12 protein-coding genes and 2 tRNA genes are annotated in these 16,261 nt (G+C 68.0%); 2 read left to right on the plus strand and 12 right to left on the minus strand.

From position 1 onward, the window contains the following. On the plus strand, positions 1 to 365 hold a 365-nt coding region (locus ACYVF4_RS12965), incomplete at its 5' end, for a universal stress protein (RefSeq protein ID WP_460723456.1). 190 nt (positions 366 to 555) lie between these two features. Here ACYVF4_RS12965 and ACYVF4_RS12970 read toward each other — a convergent pair. The 12 genes from ACYVF4_RS12970 to serS form a co-directional block, all read right to left on the minus strand. After that, entirely contained in the window at positions 556 to 819 is a 264-nt protein-coding gene (locus tag ACYVF4_RS12970) for a hypothetical protein (RefSeq protein ID WP_028495563.1), read from the minus strand. Between the two features lie 139 nt (positions 820 to 958). Further along, a complete protein-coding gene (locus ACYVF4_RS12975; protein WP_460723458.1) occupies positions 959 to 3,745 on the minus strand; it encodes a cation-translocating P-type ATPase in 2,787 nt (928 codons plus the stop codon). A gap of 447 nt (positions 3,746 to 4,192) precedes the next feature. Further along, positions 4,193 to 6,004: an SLC13 family permease gene (locus tag ACYVF4_RS12980; RefSeq protein WP_460723460.1), complete on the minus strand. Its 1,812-nt coding sequence runs from the start codon at positions 6,002 to 6,004 to the stop codon at positions 4,193 to 4,195. A 421-nt stretch (positions 6,005 to 6,425) separates the two neighbouring features. Continuing rightward, positions 6,426 to 6,983: a PDDEXK nuclease domain-containing protein gene (locus ACYVF4_RS12985; RefSeq protein WP_051526156.1), complete on the minus strand. Its 558-nt coding sequence runs from the start codon at positions 6,981 to 6,983 to the stop codon at positions 6,426 to 6,428. 678 nt (positions 6,984 to 7,661) lie between these two features. After that, positions 7,662 to 7,753 (minus strand) — tRNA-Ser (locus ACYVF4_RS12990). Between the two features lie 73 nt (positions 7,754 to 7,826). After that, a complete protein-coding gene (locus tag ACYVF4_RS12995; RefSeq protein WP_460723463.1) occupies positions 7,827 to 9,140 on the minus strand; it encodes a diguanylate cyclase in 1,314 nt (437 codons plus the stop codon). Between the two features lie 96 nt (positions 9,141 to 9,236). Then, on the minus strand, positions 9,237 to 10,541 hold the full coding sequence (locus ACYVF4_RS13000; protein ID WP_460723465.1) for an LCP family protein: 1,305 nt from the start codon (positions 10,539 to 10,541) through the stop codon (positions 9,237 to 9,239). Beyond that, complete coding sequence (locus ACYVF4_RS13005) at positions 10,541 to 11,833, minus strand: LCP family protein (protein ID WP_460723467.1); 1,293 nt, start codon at positions 11,831 to 11,833, stop codon at positions 10,541 to 10,543. The genes ACYVF4_RS13000 and ACYVF4_RS13005 overlap by 1 nt, the downstream gene beginning before the upstream one ends. Positions 11,834 to 11,886: 53 nt before the next feature. After that, positions 11,887 to 11,971 (minus strand) — tRNA-Ser (locus ACYVF4_RS13010). A 305-nt stretch (positions 11,972 to 12,276) separates the two neighbouring features. Then, positions 12,277 to 12,567, minus strand: a complete 291-nt coding sequence (locus ACYVF4_RS13015) for a GIY-YIG nuclease family protein (RefSeq protein ID WP_460723469.1) — start codon at positions 12,565 to 12,567, stop codon at positions 12,277 to 12,279. Between the two features lie 374 nt (positions 12,568 to 12,941). Further along, positions 12,942 to 13,850, minus strand: coding sequence for an HAD hydrolase family protein (locus ACYVF4_RS13020; RefSeq protein WP_460723471.1), 909 nt, complete (start codon positions 13,848 to 13,850; stop codon positions 12,942 to 12,944). Further along, complete coding sequence (gene serS / locus ACYVF4_RS13025; protein ID WP_460723473.1) at positions 13,847 to 15,124, minus strand: serine--tRNA ligase; 1,278 nt, start codon at positions 15,122 to 15,124, stop codon at positions 13,847 to 13,849. The genes ACYVF4_RS13020 and serS overlap by 4 nt, the downstream gene beginning before the upstream one ends. Before the next feature lie 120 nt (positions 15,125 to 15,244). On the opposite strand from serS, the gene ACYVF4_RS13030 reads away from it, so the two are divergent. Further along, positions 15,245 to 16,261 carry a diacylglycerol/lipid kinase family protein gene (locus ACYVF4_RS13030; protein WP_460723475.1) on the plus strand — a complete coding sequence of 339 codons (1,017 nt, stop codon included), beginning with the start codon at positions 15,245 to 15,247 and terminating at the stop codon, positions 16,259 to 16,261.

Here is a 16,261-nt window from a genome sequence, read left to right on the forward strand (position 1 = left end):
CGTTCGCCGCCGCCGAGGCGGACCGGTCCGCAGAGGTGCTCACCGCCGTCAGCGCTTGGTCGCCAGTCACGGTACCTCTCGGTCTCAGGTCCTACCCCGACGACTACCTGGGCATCATGCACCGCATGGCCGCGGAAACGCTAGCCGGCTCTGTTGGTGGGCTTCCCTCGAAGTACCCGGACTTGGGACTGGAACTGGTCGTTGAACGGGGCGAACCGGCCCTCCTCATCAACCGTGTCGCGGCGCACGCGCGCCTCACCATAGTCGGATCGCACCGCCGCGGGGCGATGGCACGGTTCCTCCTCGGCTCCACCAGTGAACAGGTTCTCGCCCGGCTCGCGACAACCACCATCGTCGTGCGATGAGCGGGATCGCAAACGAGATGGCGAGGTGCTCGAGGCGCGCGAGCCGTCACGGCGGCTTGCGCAGCCTTGCCAAGAAGAGGTGGTCACGCTGTCTGTGACAACCTGAGTGGAGACCAGGGTGACGGTCTCATTCGGACCCACCTGATCGGCTGTCGGTGTGTTGTGACAACTACCTAATCTGGAGAACGATCTAGACAGAACGGTCCGCGCGGTCGGACGGGTCAGAGCCCACAAGCCACACCGCTGTGACTCGGTCCGACCCGCGGATGTCGGCTGAAAGGGACCAGGCCTCACGAAAGTTCGCGCGCGCCCAGTCGATAGTCTCAACCAGGCTGGCGCCCTCCATCTCATACACTGCGACCGCGCCATCGCCATTCAGATGGCCCCACACGCGGAACACCGCGTCATGGATCTCCTCCGTGACATCCCGCTCATCAATCAAAGTTGCGCGCATGGGTTCAGGCTATGACGTCCAGAGCTGCTGAGCAGCCTTAGTGAGCTCTAGACAAGTCCTATTGCACCTGATCAGATGAGCGTTCTCGGTTTGACGAGCCGTCAGAATCTCACGTCGACCGGTGGATACAGGCTTAGCGTCAAGCCCGATGCGTCGCGTTTCCTGCGGGCAGTGCTCCCTGCTCTCGCGGCGTGCGGTTTCCAATCCGTCGGATGACGGCCTTGGCACCTTCCATCACCACGAAAACGCCGACGGCCAGGCCAGCTGTCAGTGCCCAACTGTGGAAACCGATGGGGGTTGAGTCGAACCAGTCGTTCATGAACGGCGCGTAGGTGAACATGATCTGCAGAGCCATCAGCAGGCCGGCCGAGATCCACAGGTTGCGGTTCCCGGTAAGTACCCGAACAGTGAACGCGGAACCGTTGAGCAGACGGCAGTTCAAAAGGAAAGCGAGCTGGCCGAGGGCGAGCATCAGGACTGCGGACGTCTGCGCCACGGCGTAATCGCCGGTGCGGTCGCGCTCGAGAAGGTAAACGACGAAGGTCGCGACGCCGATGACGACCGAGGCGGTGAGGACGACGGCGATCGCCCGCGACGACAGGACCTGCTCCGTCGCTGAGCGCGGCATGCGCCGCATGATGCCTGGCTCTGCGGGCTCTCTCGCCAAGGTCAACGACAACGTGAGCGCGGTGACCAAGTTGATCCAAAGGATTTGCACCGGGGAAAGCGGCAGAGCAATCCCCGCCAGGACCGCAGCGATGATCACAAGGGCCTGCGCGCCGTTGGTTGGCAACAGGAAGACTACGGACTTGCGGATGTTGTCATAGATCCGCCGGCCTTCCTCGACAGCGCGTTCGATAGTCGCGAAGTTGTCGTCGGCGAGAACGATGTCCGCCGCTTCCTTGGTCGCTTCGGTTCCCTTGATGCCCATGGCCACGCCAACGTCCGCGAGCGTGATCGAAGGGGCGTCGTTGACGCCGTCGCCGGTCATGGCGACGACCTCGCCGTGAGACTGCAGGGCGCGCACGATCCGCAGCTTGTGCTCCGGGGAGGTACGAGCGTAAACGTCCACGTCACGTACGACCCGGCGGAGTTCGTCGTCGTCCATCGCTTGGAGGTCGGCGCCGGTCAGGGCGAGAACTTCGCCCTCCGCTGGGGCGATGCCCAGCTCACGGGCGATCGCCGTCGCAGTCCCGCGGTGGTCGCCGGTGATCATCTTCACGCGGATACCTGCAGCGTGGGCCTCGGCGATCGCCGCAGTTGCCTCGGGGCGTGGTGGGTCGACGATGCCGATGATGCCGAGGAAAGTCAGGCCGCCATCGAGGTCGCCCAGCGCGATATTGTCGACACCGTCGGCCGGGCGTGTGGCTGCGGCCAGCACGCGCAGTCCTTTGGCCGAGAGTGCGTCGATCCGCTCCTCCCACGCCGCCCGGTTGAGCGGTGCGGTGCCGCCGTCGGCAGAGCGCTCGGTGTCGGCTCGGTCGAGAAGGCGGTCCGGGGCGCCGACCACGTGGACGAATCGGGTCACGCCGTCGGGGGTTGAGCCGGTCGGGAGCTCGTCGAGGGTGGCTGCGAACTTGTGGGTTGACTCGAACGGCACCGCGCCGACGCGGGTCACGGCGCCGGTGGCTGCGCCGGCTTTCGCCGCCAGGACGTCGAGGGCTCCCTCGGTCGGCACGCCGACAACCCGCCAGCGGTCTTCCGTCTGTTCGACATGGGCGTCGTTGGTGAGACCGGCGGCCAGCACGAGATCGGAGAGGTCGGGGTGGACGGCGAGGTCGGCGGTCTGGCCGTCGGAGTTGACGACCCGACCCACGGGGTCATAGCCGGTGCCCTCGACTGTGTATGTGCTTACTGCCGTGACGACCGTCCGGGCGGTCATCTCGTTCTGAGTGAGCGTCCCAGTCTTGTCAGAGCAGATGGTCGTCGTGCAGCCGAGGGTCTCAACCGCCTCCATCTTGCGTGTGATTGCGTGGCGTTTAGCCATCTGCTGCACGCCGAGCGCTAGCGTGATCGTCACCAGGGCGGGCAGTCCCTCTGGCACCGCAGCCACGGCGAACCCGATGGCCGCCGAGATGAGCTCATCAACATCCAGGCCGTGCACGAACCAGCCGACGAGCAACATGACAACGGCGAGCACGCCGATGAGGATCGACAGCTGCTTACCCAGGTGGGCGAGCTGTCGGGCGAGCGGGGTGTCCATCTGGTCCTGCTCGGACACGAGCACCGAGATACGGCCGATCTCAGTGTCCCGCCCCGTAGCCACCACCACGCCCTCGCCGTTGCCCGCGGTGACGATCGTCCCTGAGAAGAGCATCGACGTTCGGTCCCCGATGCCCGCATCCGCAGCCACGATCTCATCGCTCTTGTCGGCGGCCACCGACTCGCCTGTCAACGCAGACTCGTCGATCTGCAGCCGCCCGGAGGTTAACAGCCGGACGTCCGCCGGCACCCGGTCGCCGCTACGAACGCGGACGACGTCACCGACGACGATGGTCGCGGAGTCGACCACTCCCCAGGTCCCGTCGCGCCGTACCTGCGCGCTCAACGACTGCATCTTGCGCAATCCCGCGAGCGCCGACGCCGCACGACCTTCCTGGATGAAGCCGATCAGCCCAGTAGCCACGATCACAACAGCGATCACGGTGAAGTCGACCCAGTCACCCCTAATCGCCTTCAGCACGGCCGCCACGATGAGGATGTAGATCAAAACGTCAGCGTAGTGGGCCAGCAGACGCTTGAAGACGGACGGCTCGGGCGGAGTCGGCAATTCGTTGCGACCGTCGCGCGCGAGACGGGATTCGGACTCGCCTTCCGTCAGGCCTTCTGGCCCGCTAGCGACAGCGCGCAACACCTCCCCCCCAGTGATGGCCCAGGACGCTGCGGGCGCCTCGGCGCGGGAGCGGTCGGTCTCAGAAATATTCATCTGGCGTGCTCCTTGGCAGGGTGCGGTTACGCATGATCGCCCGTCCAGCGCACGCTGCGCTACCGCAGTGAGCGAGCGACTGCACTGCTGTCGGCCTCCAGCTCATTTTTGCTTTGTGACCTGTGCGCCGCCGACGCGATTGCAATCCTCCGATTGTAGACACCCGTTTCGATAATCACAATGCGTCCGTCAGAGGCAATTCGGTGCGTCACGCAAAGAAGCGTGCTGGAGTGCAACGAGGTCGTCGCCAGCGCTCTGAATCCGGCGTTGCGGGCTTCCCGAGTGCATACGCACTTCGATCCGGTCTCGCGCGCCGCCAGCTCGGAACGCCGTCATCCTTGCGCGAGGTTGAGAAGTGAAGTCGCTGAACCCGTCGGTGGGCGGCGTCACTTTTTTGGCGGGTGAAACCGTGACGGGGTGCACTCCTCGGCGGGCGCGTGGTGTCGGTCAGAAGGGGAGGACGAGGGGCACCATGAACACGCTGACGAGGAGGACGACGATGGTGAAGGGTGCTCCGACTTTGAAGAAGTCGAGAAAGCTGTAGCGGCCGGGTTCGACCACGAGGGTGTTCACCGGCGAAGACACGGGTGTCATGAACGCGGCGGAAGCCGCCAGAGCGACAACCATCGCGAACGGATAGGGCGAGACCCCCAGCTGTGTTGCGATGCCGATCGCAATCGGACCCATCAGCACGGCCGTCGCAGTGTTCGACACGAAGAGCCCGATGACGGCGGTCAGCACGAAGACGCCGCCAAGCAGGATCGTCGGGTTCGCGTCGCCGAGCCCGCCGAGCAGGCCATCGACGACGAGGTCCACGCCGCCGGTGCGCTGAAGGGCGAGCGCGAACGGCAGCATTCCGACGATGAGCAGGATCGTCGGCCAGTGGATCGATCGGTAGGCGCTGGGCATGTTGACACAGCGGAAGAGCCCCATCAGCAGGCACGCGATGAGCGCGGCGATCACGTTGGGGACGATGCCTGTCATCATCAGCGCAACCATCACGAGCACCGCGCCGATCGCAAAGGGGGCCTGGTTGGCGGCGGGGGCCACTTCCTTCACTTCGGCCGGGAGGTCGAGCATGATGAAATCCTGGCGCTGCGCCTGGAGCCGGTGGATGGAATCCCAGCCGCCGGCGACGAGCAGTGTGTCGCCGGCGGCGAGGCGGATCACGGGGAATGCCGGCCCGGCGGCCTCGCGCCGATGACGGACGCCAAGCACGACGAGATCGTGCTTCTCCCGGAACCGGATGCTCCGCACGCTGAGGCCGCGCGCGGACGAGTCTGGCGCGATCATGACCTCGGCCATACCCACCTGACGTGAGTACGATTCGAAGAAGTCGGGTGTCAATGCCAGCTCTTCGAGCCGGAGACGACGTCTCTCCGCGCTGGGCACCTCCAGGTCCACCACCACGATGTCGCCCTCCGTGAGGATCGTGTCGTCGTCGGAGGTGCGTACGGTCTTACGCCAAAGGCGGGTGCGCTCGAGCACCAGGACTCCGACCATCGCGCCGCCGCCGAACTCGGCATCCGCCAGTCGTTGGCCGATCAGCGGCGATCCTGCATTGATTCGATATCGGCGGGTGCGGGCGTCCACACCGTAGTCGAGGATCAGGCTCCCGAAGGAGGTGCGCGAACCGGCATCCGCGATCGCATCCGCGCCGAGGAACCGACGAGCGACCAGCATGTAGCCGATGCCCAGGGCGAGGATGACAAGCCCGAACGGGGTGGGGGCGAAGAAGCCGAAACCGCTCAGACCGTGCCGCCGCAGCTCAGCGTCGATCACTAGGTTCGGCGTCGTGGCGATCAGCGTAAGCATGCCACTGATGAGACCGGCGAAGCTGATCGGCATCAACAGCTGCCTGACCGAGATGCCCGTTCGGGATGCCACGCTCAACGCGACCGGAATGAAGATCGCGACGACGCCCGTCGAGCTCATCACCGCGCCGAGCAGCGCGACGCAGAGCATGAGCAGCACGATCACCCGCGTCGCACTCGCACCCGCCGTACGCGCCAGCCAATCCCCGAGCCGGTACGTGACCCCCGTGCGGGAGAGCCCCTCACCCACGACAAAGAGCGCGGCGATCAGCACGACGTTCGGATCGGCGAAACCCGCGAGAGTCTCCGGGACGGAGAGAATGCCGGTCAACGGCAGCGCGACGATCATCAATAGCGCAACCACATCCATGCGCGGCCGGCCGATCGCGAACATCACGATCGCCGCGATCAGAAGTGCGAGGACCACCGCCAGCTCCAGGTTCACGCCGTCCTCCCTCCCTCAGGAGACTCCTGAAGCGTACCCACCTTCGGCTGGCGATGATGATTCGGCTACCGTGCCAACGCCGCCGCACGGGTGATGGACATCCTGGCGCTGTAAGACGTCGCCGAACTCCTGCTGAAGCCGCTGTTCGGATCCCTGTCGGATCGGATCGGGGCCAAACCCGTGATCGTCGGCGGTCTCCTCGCGTTTGCGGGACTGTCGCCGTTCGGGCTTGGCGCTGACAACACCATCATGCTGGCGGTTGCACGACTGGGGGCAGGGCGCCGCCACCGCAGCGTTCTCGCCAGCGTCGTCTGCCGCGGTTGCCCGCCTGGCCGGCGCTGGTCGCACGGGGCGCTACTTCGGTCGCTATGGGTCGTGGAAGAGCCTCGGCTACACGCTCGGACCATTGCTCGCTGGGCGACTAATCGGCGTTGGCGGGCTGCCTTCTAGGTTGGCGTCCTGGCGGTTCTGGCAGAAGCAAATGCGATCTGGGTCGCTGTCCCTCCACAAGCTCCACATAGGAGCCGAGCTGGCCGGCATACTCCGGCTTGAACTTACCTGCCTTGAGCTCCACTACGACGTAGCGCAGCTGTTCGAGATGGAAGAACAGCAGGTCGACGAAGAACTCATCGCCGTCCACGTCGAACGGGACCTGCCGGCCGACGAAGCTGAATCCGCTGCCCAACTCTCCGAGGGTCTTTATGGCGCGTTCCACCAGCGCCTGCTCGAGTTCCCGCTCCGCGTGGCCCGGCTCGATGCGAAGGAAGTCGAAGACGTACGGATCCTTCGTGATCTGCTGCGCGAGCTCGGACGCACCCGGGTCCAGGATGCGATCGAAGTTCGTCGGCGCCCCGCCGAACCGCAGGTGAGCGGTGGTCTTGATGGGGTGCTCGAGCGTGGCACCGGTCCATCCGTGCGTCAGGGTTTGGCCGGCGTACCAGTCCCGCAGTTCGGGACCGAGGAGCTTGTCCAGGAGCACGGTGATGTTGCCCTACGGGCGTGAGGAACGAACTGGTGACAGTTTCGGTTTAGGCCGCGAGTGTGAGCGGCTCGGTTAGCTTGGCTTCGAACTCGATGGGCGTCACCCTCGACGTCTACTCTGACCTCTTCGAAGACGACCTCGACGAGGTGTCAACCGCCCTCAACACCGCCGCGACACGATCCGGGGCGGCAATGCTCTTCAACCCCAACGTCCCAGAGCACTTCAGTTCCGACGGCCCGAAACCCCAACCGGAACGCCCAACGCCAACGACGCGTCCTCGGCCGCATCAACCACCGGCTCGCGGTCCTGGGCTCTCGTAGCAACGCGCAGGGTGGAAACACCCCGCTCAACTGGAGCGCACCCTCCGGCTGGCGCCGTCACCGAATGGCCGCGTGCTCGACGGACCCGGTAGCGACGATCACCCCTTGAGCGGATCGACCAAGGTGCGGGGCCGAATCGTCGACATCAGCCACCAGCTGCTCGGAAAGACCCAAGGCACAGGAATCGTCACCGATGTCCTGCCGCAGAACTATCACCGATGTCCTGAGACATCACAAGCAAGGTTCTGGAAGACTGCGGGGGCCAGGTTTCTCAGATCTTTCTCAAATCGCTGCGAGACGAGATGGAAACGGCCCGCGATCCCAGTGTTTCCAGGGGATCGGGGCCGATGATGTATGGCGGAGACGGAGGGATTTGAACCCTCGGTCCCCGTGAGGGGACTCCACCTTAGCAGGGTGGTGCACTAGGCCTGACTATGCGACGTCTCCAGGCATCCGAGGCCTGAGCCGCGAACACACCCGCCCATCATAACCCGACGGGCGCGGCCGCCACGAACGGGCTTCAGGTGCCGGTGACGGCGAGGCCGGCGACGGCGACCTGGTTGCCGCCACGCCCCTTCGCCAGATACATCGCCTGGTCGGCATCCCGGATCAGACGATCGATGCCGAGCACGCCGTGCCTTACATCCGCCGTCGCGACGCCGACGCTCGCGCTCAACTGAAGGCCCTCGGGCAGGAACGGGAACTCCCGCGACAGGGCATGCCGCACCCGGTCGGCGATCTCGAGAGCGGACTGCGGGTCGGCGTCGCACACGACGACGAACTCGTCCCCGCCGTACCGGGCGACGACATCGACGTCGCGCACGTTGTCCTGCAGCCGGCGGGCGACCTCGCGCAAGACCTCGTCCCCCACCTCGTGGCCGAGCCGGTCGTTGACGTCCTTGAACCCGTCGAGGTCGATGAAGACCACCGACGCATGCGCGTGGTCGACGCCGCGGGCGATGACGTCCAGCCGGCGTCGGTTCGGCAGGTTCGTCGTCTCATCGTGCATCGCCGCGTGCTCGAGCTGACGCTGCAGCCGCACGGCCGAGAGGGCCCGCGCCGCCTGCCCGGCGAGCGCCTCGGCCAGCGGCGCCGCCTCGTCGTCGAAGCCGCGCGCGTGACGGAAGAAGCACGCGACGATCCCGAACGTCGTCCCCTCGAAGGTCAGCGGCGCTGCGATCAGGGCGTGCGCACCGGCACGCCGCATCGCCTCGACCAGGGCGCGAGAGATCGGCTCCCCCTCGGCATCCGCATCGACCTTCAGCACGCCCCGCAGCTGACGGACGCCGGCGGCGATCTCGTGATCGGGCAGCAGGATGTCGAGGGGATTCAGGCCGGCGGCGCGATTCAGGCGGCCGTCGCGGCCGAAGAGGTACACCGCCGCTTCTTCCGCCCCGTACGCCCGGGATGCGGTGGCTGCCAGGATGTCCGCGAGTCGTTCCTCGTCGGTGGCTGCCGAGAACGCGATCGACGCGTCGATGATCAGCTGCAGCCGGGTTCGTGTGCGGTCGGCGAGGGCGTACGAGGTCCGAAGCCGACGTCCCGCCTCGTAGCGGTCGGTGGCGTCGATCATCGTCAGGATGCTGCCGGTCGAGGTCGCCCGCCGGACGGCGAGCACCGCGCGGTCGGGCTCGCGGACGCTCACCATCATCGTGGAGTGCAGGCCCGCGTCGTCGAGGAAGTCCGGCGCGACGGCCAGCAGATCATCGAGTTCGCGCCCGAGCGGATCCTCACCGATCCACTCCCGGAACCAGCTGCTGGCGTCGACGATGCGTTCGTCTTGATCCAGACGCACAACGCCCGCGGAAAGGTCGTCGACAGTCACGTCGTCCATCCCAGCCCCCTGCAAACGCGCTACTGATTCGAAAATGTACCGGATCGCCGGCCCCCGTCAGGAGAGGCAATTTCCGGACGCCGAGACCTACCGGACTTACCCCTCGGGGACGGTGCAGGTGACCTGCGCGGCCGTCGTGCCGGTGATGTCGCTCGGCAGCTCGACCCGCTCGTCGGCGGCGGGCGCCTCACTCGGCGACGGCGACGCGGATGCCGTCGGCTCCGGCTGCGCCTCGGCCCCACCCTCGCCGTCGGTCGCGGCGGGCTTCTCGGCCTCGCCGGTCACCTCGACGCCGTAGCCGCCGCTGGCCTCGCCGGTGAGCGTCAGCGGCCGGTTCTCGCGGAGCGCCTCGAAGAGCACATCGGCGGCCTCGTACACCGGCAGCACGTGCACGCTGTCGTCGGAATACACCGTCGGGTACTGCACGAACACCATGTCCTCGTACGCGACGTCCTTGGCCGCCATCGCGATCTGCACCATCAGGGTGGGGTTCGTCAGCCCCGAGCTCAGCGTGAGCTGCTGCTTCGACACCTGGTCGATGGCGGTCGTGGCGAGCCGGAAGAGCGCCGGCGGGTTGGCCAGGACGGCATCCGACTGCAATTTGCGTGTCATCGACGACATGAACTGCTGCTGGTTCGAGATGCGGCCGAGGTCGGACCCGTCGCCGATGCCGTGCCGCATTCTCAGGAACTGCAGCGCCTCGGCGCCGACCAGCGTGTGCTCGCCGGCCGACAGGTCGAGACCGGTGTGCCGGTCGCTGACGTCGCCCGCGAGGCACACGTCGACCCCGCCGATCGCGTCGGACATGTTGATCACGCCCGTCCAGCGGATGGCGGCCGCGAAGTGGATCTTCTCGCCCGTGAGCTCCTCGACGGTCTTCGCCGTGCACGCCAGCCCGCCATACATGTACGACGTGTTGATCATCTGCGCGCTCATCGCCGGGTACTCCCCGCCCTCGCCGTCGGAGCAGGCGGGGATCGGCACGATCATGTCGCGCGGGAACGAGACCACGGTGACCCGTCGCGGGTTGTCGCTGATATGGACGAGCATCGTCACGTCGTTGCGCTCGCCGCCGTCATCCTCGGCGCAGCGCGGGAACAGCTTCAGGTCCTGCCCCTCGCACGAGTCCGTCCCGACCATCAGGATGTTGACGCCGCCCTCGATCGCACCGAGCGACGGGGGCAGGTTCCCGTCCTCACCCAGCACGACCGCGTTGTCGCCGAGGGCGGTCGCAGCACCCCACACGTTGAACGCCCCTACGCCGACGAGGCTCGTGGTGACGACGGCGACCAGCACGCCGAGGATCGACAGCGCTCGAAGAAGCGGATGCCGGCTCTCGACGCGCGCGTGTCGCGCCAGGGGTCTGCGGGCCGCGGTGCGCGGCCCTGTCTGCGTCGCCATCAGCCCTGTGCCGCCAGGTTTCCGGCGGAGCAGGTGCGGTCGGCCGCGGACGTGCCGGGGATGGAGTCGGGCAGCTCGACGACCTGCTCGGTCGGCGCGGGCGTCGGGGTCGCCCCGGGAGTCGGGGTGGACTCGGGCTGCGGCTCGGGCTCGGGCTCGGCGGTGGGCGTGGGCTCCTCGGCGATCACGCCGCCGCCCTCGTTCGGGTCGTGGGTGACCTTGATGGGCTGGTTCGCCTCGAGCGCTGCCCACAGCTGCTCGGCGGCCTCGTAGTCCGGCGCGACACGGTTGGAGTCGTACGGGTCCTCCTGCACCGGATACTGCACGAAGACCATCTCGTCGAACGGCACGTTCTTGACCGCCATCGCGATCTGGACGAGGGTCACCGGGTTGGTGAGGCTCTGGCTCGGCGTGATGTTGTCGACGGCGGTGGTCGCCAGGCGCAGCAGCGTCGCGGGGTTTGTCAGCACCTCTTCGCTGACGAGCTTGCGGGCGAGGCTCGACATGTACTGCTGCTGGTTCGAGATGCGCGCCAGGTCGCTGCCGTTCTGCAGCCCGTGGCGCGTCCGCAGGAACTGCAGCGCCTCGAAGCCTTCGACGGTGCGCTCGCCGGCGGGCCAGTCTATGCCGGTGTAGCGGTCGCGGATACCGCCGTTGCCGATGCACACGTCCACCCCGCCGATGGCGTCGGTGACGTTGATCACGTTGCCGAACGTGACCTTCGCGGCGAAGGGGATGTTCTCGCCGCTGAGCTGCGAGACGGTCCGCACGACGCAGTTCATGCCGCCGTGCTCCCACGCGAGGTTGATCTGCGCCCGCTCGGCCGCGGCGTTCTCGGTGCCGTCCTCGCCCGTGCACTCCGGCAGCGGGACCATCAGGTCGCGCGGGAACGAGATGACCGTCACCCGGCGCGGGCTGTCGCTGATGTGCAGCAGCAGATTGACGTCGTTGAGCTGGTTCTCGGCATCCGGACCCGTGCACCGCTCGCCGAAGTACTTCGCGTACTCGGGCTCGCACTCGTCCGTACCGATGACCAGCAGGTTCACGCCGCCCTCGATCGCGCCGATGTCGGGCGGCAGGTTCTCCTGCCCGTCGAGGGCGACCGCGTCATCCGAGAAGCTCGAGCTCAGGTCGTAGGCGGCGTAGACGGCGACTCCGGCACCCGACACGAGCAGGACGGCGAGGACGATTCCGACGACCTTCATGATCGTCGAGAAGGGGGTGGGCGACGACAGCGACGCGTGGCGGGCCACCGTGCGGCGGCGCGCCTGCGTCGTTCTCGGAGTGCTCACTCGCATCCTCTCGGGATCGGTTCGGGGTTCTCACCTCCGACGCAGCCCTTGAGCGGAGGGTGTGGGATTCGAACCCACGGGACATCGCTGCCCACTGGTTTTCAAGACCAGCTCCATCGGCCGCTCGGACAACCCTCCCGACCGATGCCACCGGCATCCGTCGAACGGCGTCGAGTCTATCCGACCGGCTCATTTTTCCAGCGACGCCTGTGGGCCCGCTGAACGGCGCGCCCGCCGGGCCCAGCGGCTTCGTCTCGCTTCGCTCGCTCAGCCCCCGGGAGGCCGAGGACCCGCGGGCCCAGGCCCCGGACGCTGAGCGAGGGAGCGAAGCGACCGAGACGAAGCGCCGGGCCGGACACGGCAGGCTTCGTCTCGCTGCGCTCGCTCAGCCACCGGCAGGCCGGACGCTGAGCGAGGGAGCGAAGCGACCGAGACGAAGCGCCTCACCGCCCCCGAGCCCGCGCCCGGGAACTGTACCCCGGCAGCTCCGCGTACCGCTCCGCGATCAGCAGCTGCTTCTTCGCGCGGCTCCAGCCCTGGATCCGCTTCTCCCACCCGAACGCGTCCTCGACGCGGTCGTGCTCGGCGCACCACACGAGGCGCACCGGGCGGCGCTTGCGGGTGTACACCGCACCTTCGCCGGACTGATGCTCGGCGAGGCGACGGTCGAGGTCGATCGTGCTGCCGGTGTAGTACGTGCCGTCGGCGCATTCGAGGATGTAGACGTGCGGCATCCGCCGACGGTAGCGGGATGCCGGACATGGGGCGTCCTTATCCACAGGTCGGCTTCGTCTCGCTTCGCTTGCTCAGCCACCGGGGGTTGATGACGCGGGGGCTGACGCGGGGCTTCGTCTCGCTACGCTCGCTCAGCCACCGGGAGGGGGAAAGGACCGGACGCTGAGCGAGGGAGCGCAGCGACCGAGACGAAGCGTCGCCGAAGAGCACAGCATGCTTCGTCTCGCTGCGCTCGCTCAGCCCCCGGGAGTTGAGGACGCGGGGGCGGGTGCGGGGCTTCGTCTCGCTGCGCTCGCTCAGCCCCCGGGAGGGGGAAACAGGAGCGGACGCTGAGCGAGGGAGCGCAGCGACCGAGACGAAGCGTCGCCAGGAGTCAGAGCTGGCGGAGGACCTCGGCGACGCCGCCCGCCTGCACCGACAGGGTGATCTCGCCGGCGGCGTCGTGCACCTCGGGCGGGCCCTGTTCCATCGCCACCGCGCGGCCGCCGTTCTCGACCGCCCAGCGCATCATGCCGACATCGTTGCGGCCGTCGCCGATCACGAGCACGTGGGCGGGGTCGATGCCGAGCTCGGTGCGCACGCGCTCCAGACCCGTGCTCTTGTCGACGCCGAGGGGCGCGATGTCCAGCCACGCCGTCCAGCCGACCGCGTACGAGACGTGGTTCAGGCCGATGCGCTCGACGAGCTCGACGAAGTCCTGCTCGGCCTGGTCGGGCGCGACGACGACGACGCGGCACACCGGCTGCTTCCCCAGCTCGTCGAAGGCGACGCGGCGCGCGGCGACGAGGTTCCAGTCGTCGAGGTACTCGGTGTACAGCCGGTCGCCGTTGGGCAGTTCGACGAGGTAGCGCGCATCGGGCAGATGCTCGCGCAGGTCGGCGAGCACGTCCGACGCGTCGAAGGTCTCAATGTGCCACCGCTCGTAGTCGAGGTCGTCGGCATCGCGACGCTTGAGCACCACGGCGCCGTTGGAGCACACCACGAACTCGGGTGCGATGTTCAGAACGCGAAGGATGCCGCGTGTGCCCTCCCAGGAGCGTCCGGTCGCGATCATCACCTCGTGGCCGGCGCGGTGCGCGTGCTCGACGGCTTCGACGACGCCGGGGCTGAGCGTCTCGTCCTCGAGCAGGACCGTGCCGTCGATGTCGAGGACGATCAGCAGGCGCTCGACCTTCTTGGCCGGGTCCTCGGTGTCGCGCGCGACGCGCTCGACGAGCTTCGCCGCCTTCTGCGGCTTGACGACCTTGACGCTGCCGGTCTTCGGCAGCCTGGCCTCGGTCATGCGACCGGCTCCATGACCTCGAGCCCGCCGAGGTAGGGCCGCAGCACCTCGGGCACGGCCACCGAGCCGTCGGCCCGCTGGTGGGTCTCGAGCAGGGCCACGATCCACCGCGTGGTGGCGAGCGTGCCGTTGAGGGTCGCGACCGGCTGGGTCTTGCCCGCGCCGCCCTCGGTGGTGGGGCGGTGGCGGATGTCGAGCCGTCGGGCCTGGTAGGTCGTGCAGTTCGACGTCGACGTCAGCTCGCGGTACGCGCCCTGCGTGGGCACCCACGCTTCAACGTCGTACTTGCGCGCGGCGCTCGAGCCCAGGTCGCCCGCGGCGACGTCGATGACGCGGTACGACAGCCCGAGGTCCTGCAGCATCGCCTCTTGCAGGGCGACGAGCCGCAGGTGCTCGGCCTCGGCGTCTTCGGGGGTGGTGTACACGAACATCTCGAGCTTGTTGAACTGGTGCACCCGGATGATGCCGCGGGTGTCCTTGCCGTGCGAGCCCGCCTCGCGGCGGTAGCAGGTCGACCATCCCGCGTAGCGCTTCGCGCCCGCGCCGAGGTCGAGGATCTCGCCCATGTGGTAGCCGGCGAGCGGCACCTCGCTCGTGCCGACCAGGTACAGGTCGTCCTCTTCGAGCCGGTACACCTCGTCGGCGTGCTGCCCGAGGAAGCCGGTCCCCCGCATCACCTCGGGCCGCACGAGGGTGGGCGGGATCATCGGGATGAACCCGGCATCCACCGCCCGCTGCAGCGCGAGCGACATCAGCGCGTACTCCAGGCGCGCCCCGATGCCGGTGAGGAAGTAGAAGCGCGCACCCGACACCTTCGCGCCGCGCTCCATGTCGATGGCGCCCAGCAGCTCGCCGAGGGCGAGGTGGTCGCGCGCCTCGAAGTCGAAGGCGGGCACCTCGCCGTGGGTGCGCAGCGTCACGAAGTCCTCTTCGCCGCCGGCGGGCACCCCCTCGACGATGATGTTCTCGATGCGGGCGAAGGCCTCATCGAACGCCTTCTCGGCGACCCCGACCGCCTGCTGCGCCTGCTTGACCTGCTCGCTGAGCTGCTTCGCCTCGGCCACGAGCGCGGCCTTCTCGTCCTTCGGCGCCTGTGCGACCCGCTTGCCGTGGGCGTTCTGCGCGGCGCGGAGCTCTTCGAACGCCGTGATCGCGGCCCGGCGGTCGCGGTCCGCGGCGAGCGCGACATCGACCGTCTCGGGCGACTCCCCCCGCGCCTCCTGCGAGCGCTTGACCAGCTCGGGGTTGTCGCGAAGAAGGACGGGATCGATCATCCGCTCAGTTTAGTCGGGCGGTTCCGACGGATGCCGCGTCCACAGCCCCCGCGAACGACGGCGTCGGCGGGCGCTCCGGGGTGACCGCATCCGCTCTCACCCCGGACGTACGCTGTACCCATGGGGGAGGCGAGCGACGCGGGCGGCGGGCCGGAGCATCGCCGCCGCGCCGCGCTGGTCTACAACCCGGTCAAGGTGGAGCAGCAGTCGCTGCGGGCGATGGTCGCGCGTGCGTCCGACGTCGCCGGCTGGCAGGAGCCGCTGTTCTTCGAGACGACCCCCGACGAGCTCGGCGACGGGCTGGCCCGCGACGCACTCGCCCAGGGGGCGGATGCCGTGCTCGTGGCCGGCGGCGACGGCACGGTGCGGGCGGTGTCCGAGGCGATGGCCGGCACCGGCATCCCGCTGACGATCGTCCCGAGCGGCACCGGCAACCTGCTCGCCCGCAACCTGCTGCTGCCCCTCGAGGACCGCGAGCGGGTGATACGCGGGACGTTCGACGGCGACGTCGCCCGCATCGACATCGGCTTCGCGGGGATGCGGCGACGCGACGGCTCGTACGATGAGCGGGCGTTCGTCGTGATGGGCGGCATGGGCCTGGACGCGGCGATGATCGCCAACACCAGCCCGCAACTGAAGAAGACGGTCGGGTGGGTGGCCTACGTCGACGGCGCGGCACGGTCGCTCGTCAACGCCAAGCCGTTCCGCGTCGTCTACCAGATCGCGGGGCACCGCCTGCACTCCACGCGCGTGCAGAGCATCCTGTTCGCCAACTGCGGGTCGCTGCCGGCGGGGCTCGAGCTGATCCCGGACGCCTCGATCGCCGACGGCGAGCTGGACATCGCGATCTTCCAGCCCAAGGGCCCGCTCGGCTGGATCTTCGTCTGGCGGCGCGTGGCGTGGGACAACAGCGTGCTGCGCCGCTTCCGCGCGGGACGTCGCATCCTGTCTCTGCGGACGAAGGACAGCTCGGTGATCTACTCTCGCGGCATCGGCGTCGAGGTGGGCGCGGCGGACGGCGCGCACCCCGTGCAGCTGGACGGCGACGAGTTCGGCGAGGCCGTGCACATCACCGTCCGCGTCGAGCCCGGGGCGCTCGCGATCGCGGTGCCGAAGGGGCACCGGATGCCGCGCTGA

It is taken from the genome of Microbacterium aureliae, assembly GCF_054780155.1.

What these genes read in the sequence shown, in the direction of transcription:
- ACYVF4_RS12970 (WP_028495563.1), bottom strand. Translation starts at nt 819, where the DNA reads ATGCGCGCAACTTTGATTGATGAGCGGGATGTCACGGAGGAGATCCAT.
- ACYVF4_RS12975 (WP_460723458.1), bottom strand. Translation starts at nt 3,745, where the DNA reads ATGAATATTTCTGAGACCGACCGCTCCCGCGCCGAGGCGCCCGCAGCG.
- ACYVF4_RS12995 (WP_460723463.1), bottom strand. Translation starts at nt 9,140, where the DNA reads ATGGACGACGTGACTGTCGACGACCTTTCCGCGGGCGTTGTGCGTCTG.
- ACYVF4_RS13000 (WP_460723465.1), bottom strand. Translation starts at nt 10,541, where the DNA reads ATGGCGACGCAGACAGGGCCGCGCACCGCGGCCCGCAGACCCCTGGCG.
- ACYVF4_RS13015 (WP_460723469.1), bottom strand. Translation starts at nt 12,567, where the DNA reads ATGCCGCACGTCTACATCCTCGAATGCGCCGACGGCACGTACTACACC.
- ACYVF4_RS13020 (WP_460723471.1), bottom strand. Translation starts at nt 13,850, where the DNA reads ATGACCGAGGCCAGGCTGCCGAAGACCGGCAGCGTCAAGGTCGTCAAG.
- serS (WP_460723473.1), bottom strand. Translation starts at nt 15,124, where the DNA reads ATGATCGATCCCGTCCTTCTTCGCGACAACCCCGAGCTGGTCAAGCGC.
- ACYVF4_RS13030 (WP_460723475.1), top strand. Translation starts at nt 15,245, where the DNA reads ATGGGGGAGGCGAGCGACGCGGGCGGCGGGCCGGAGCATCGCCGCCGC.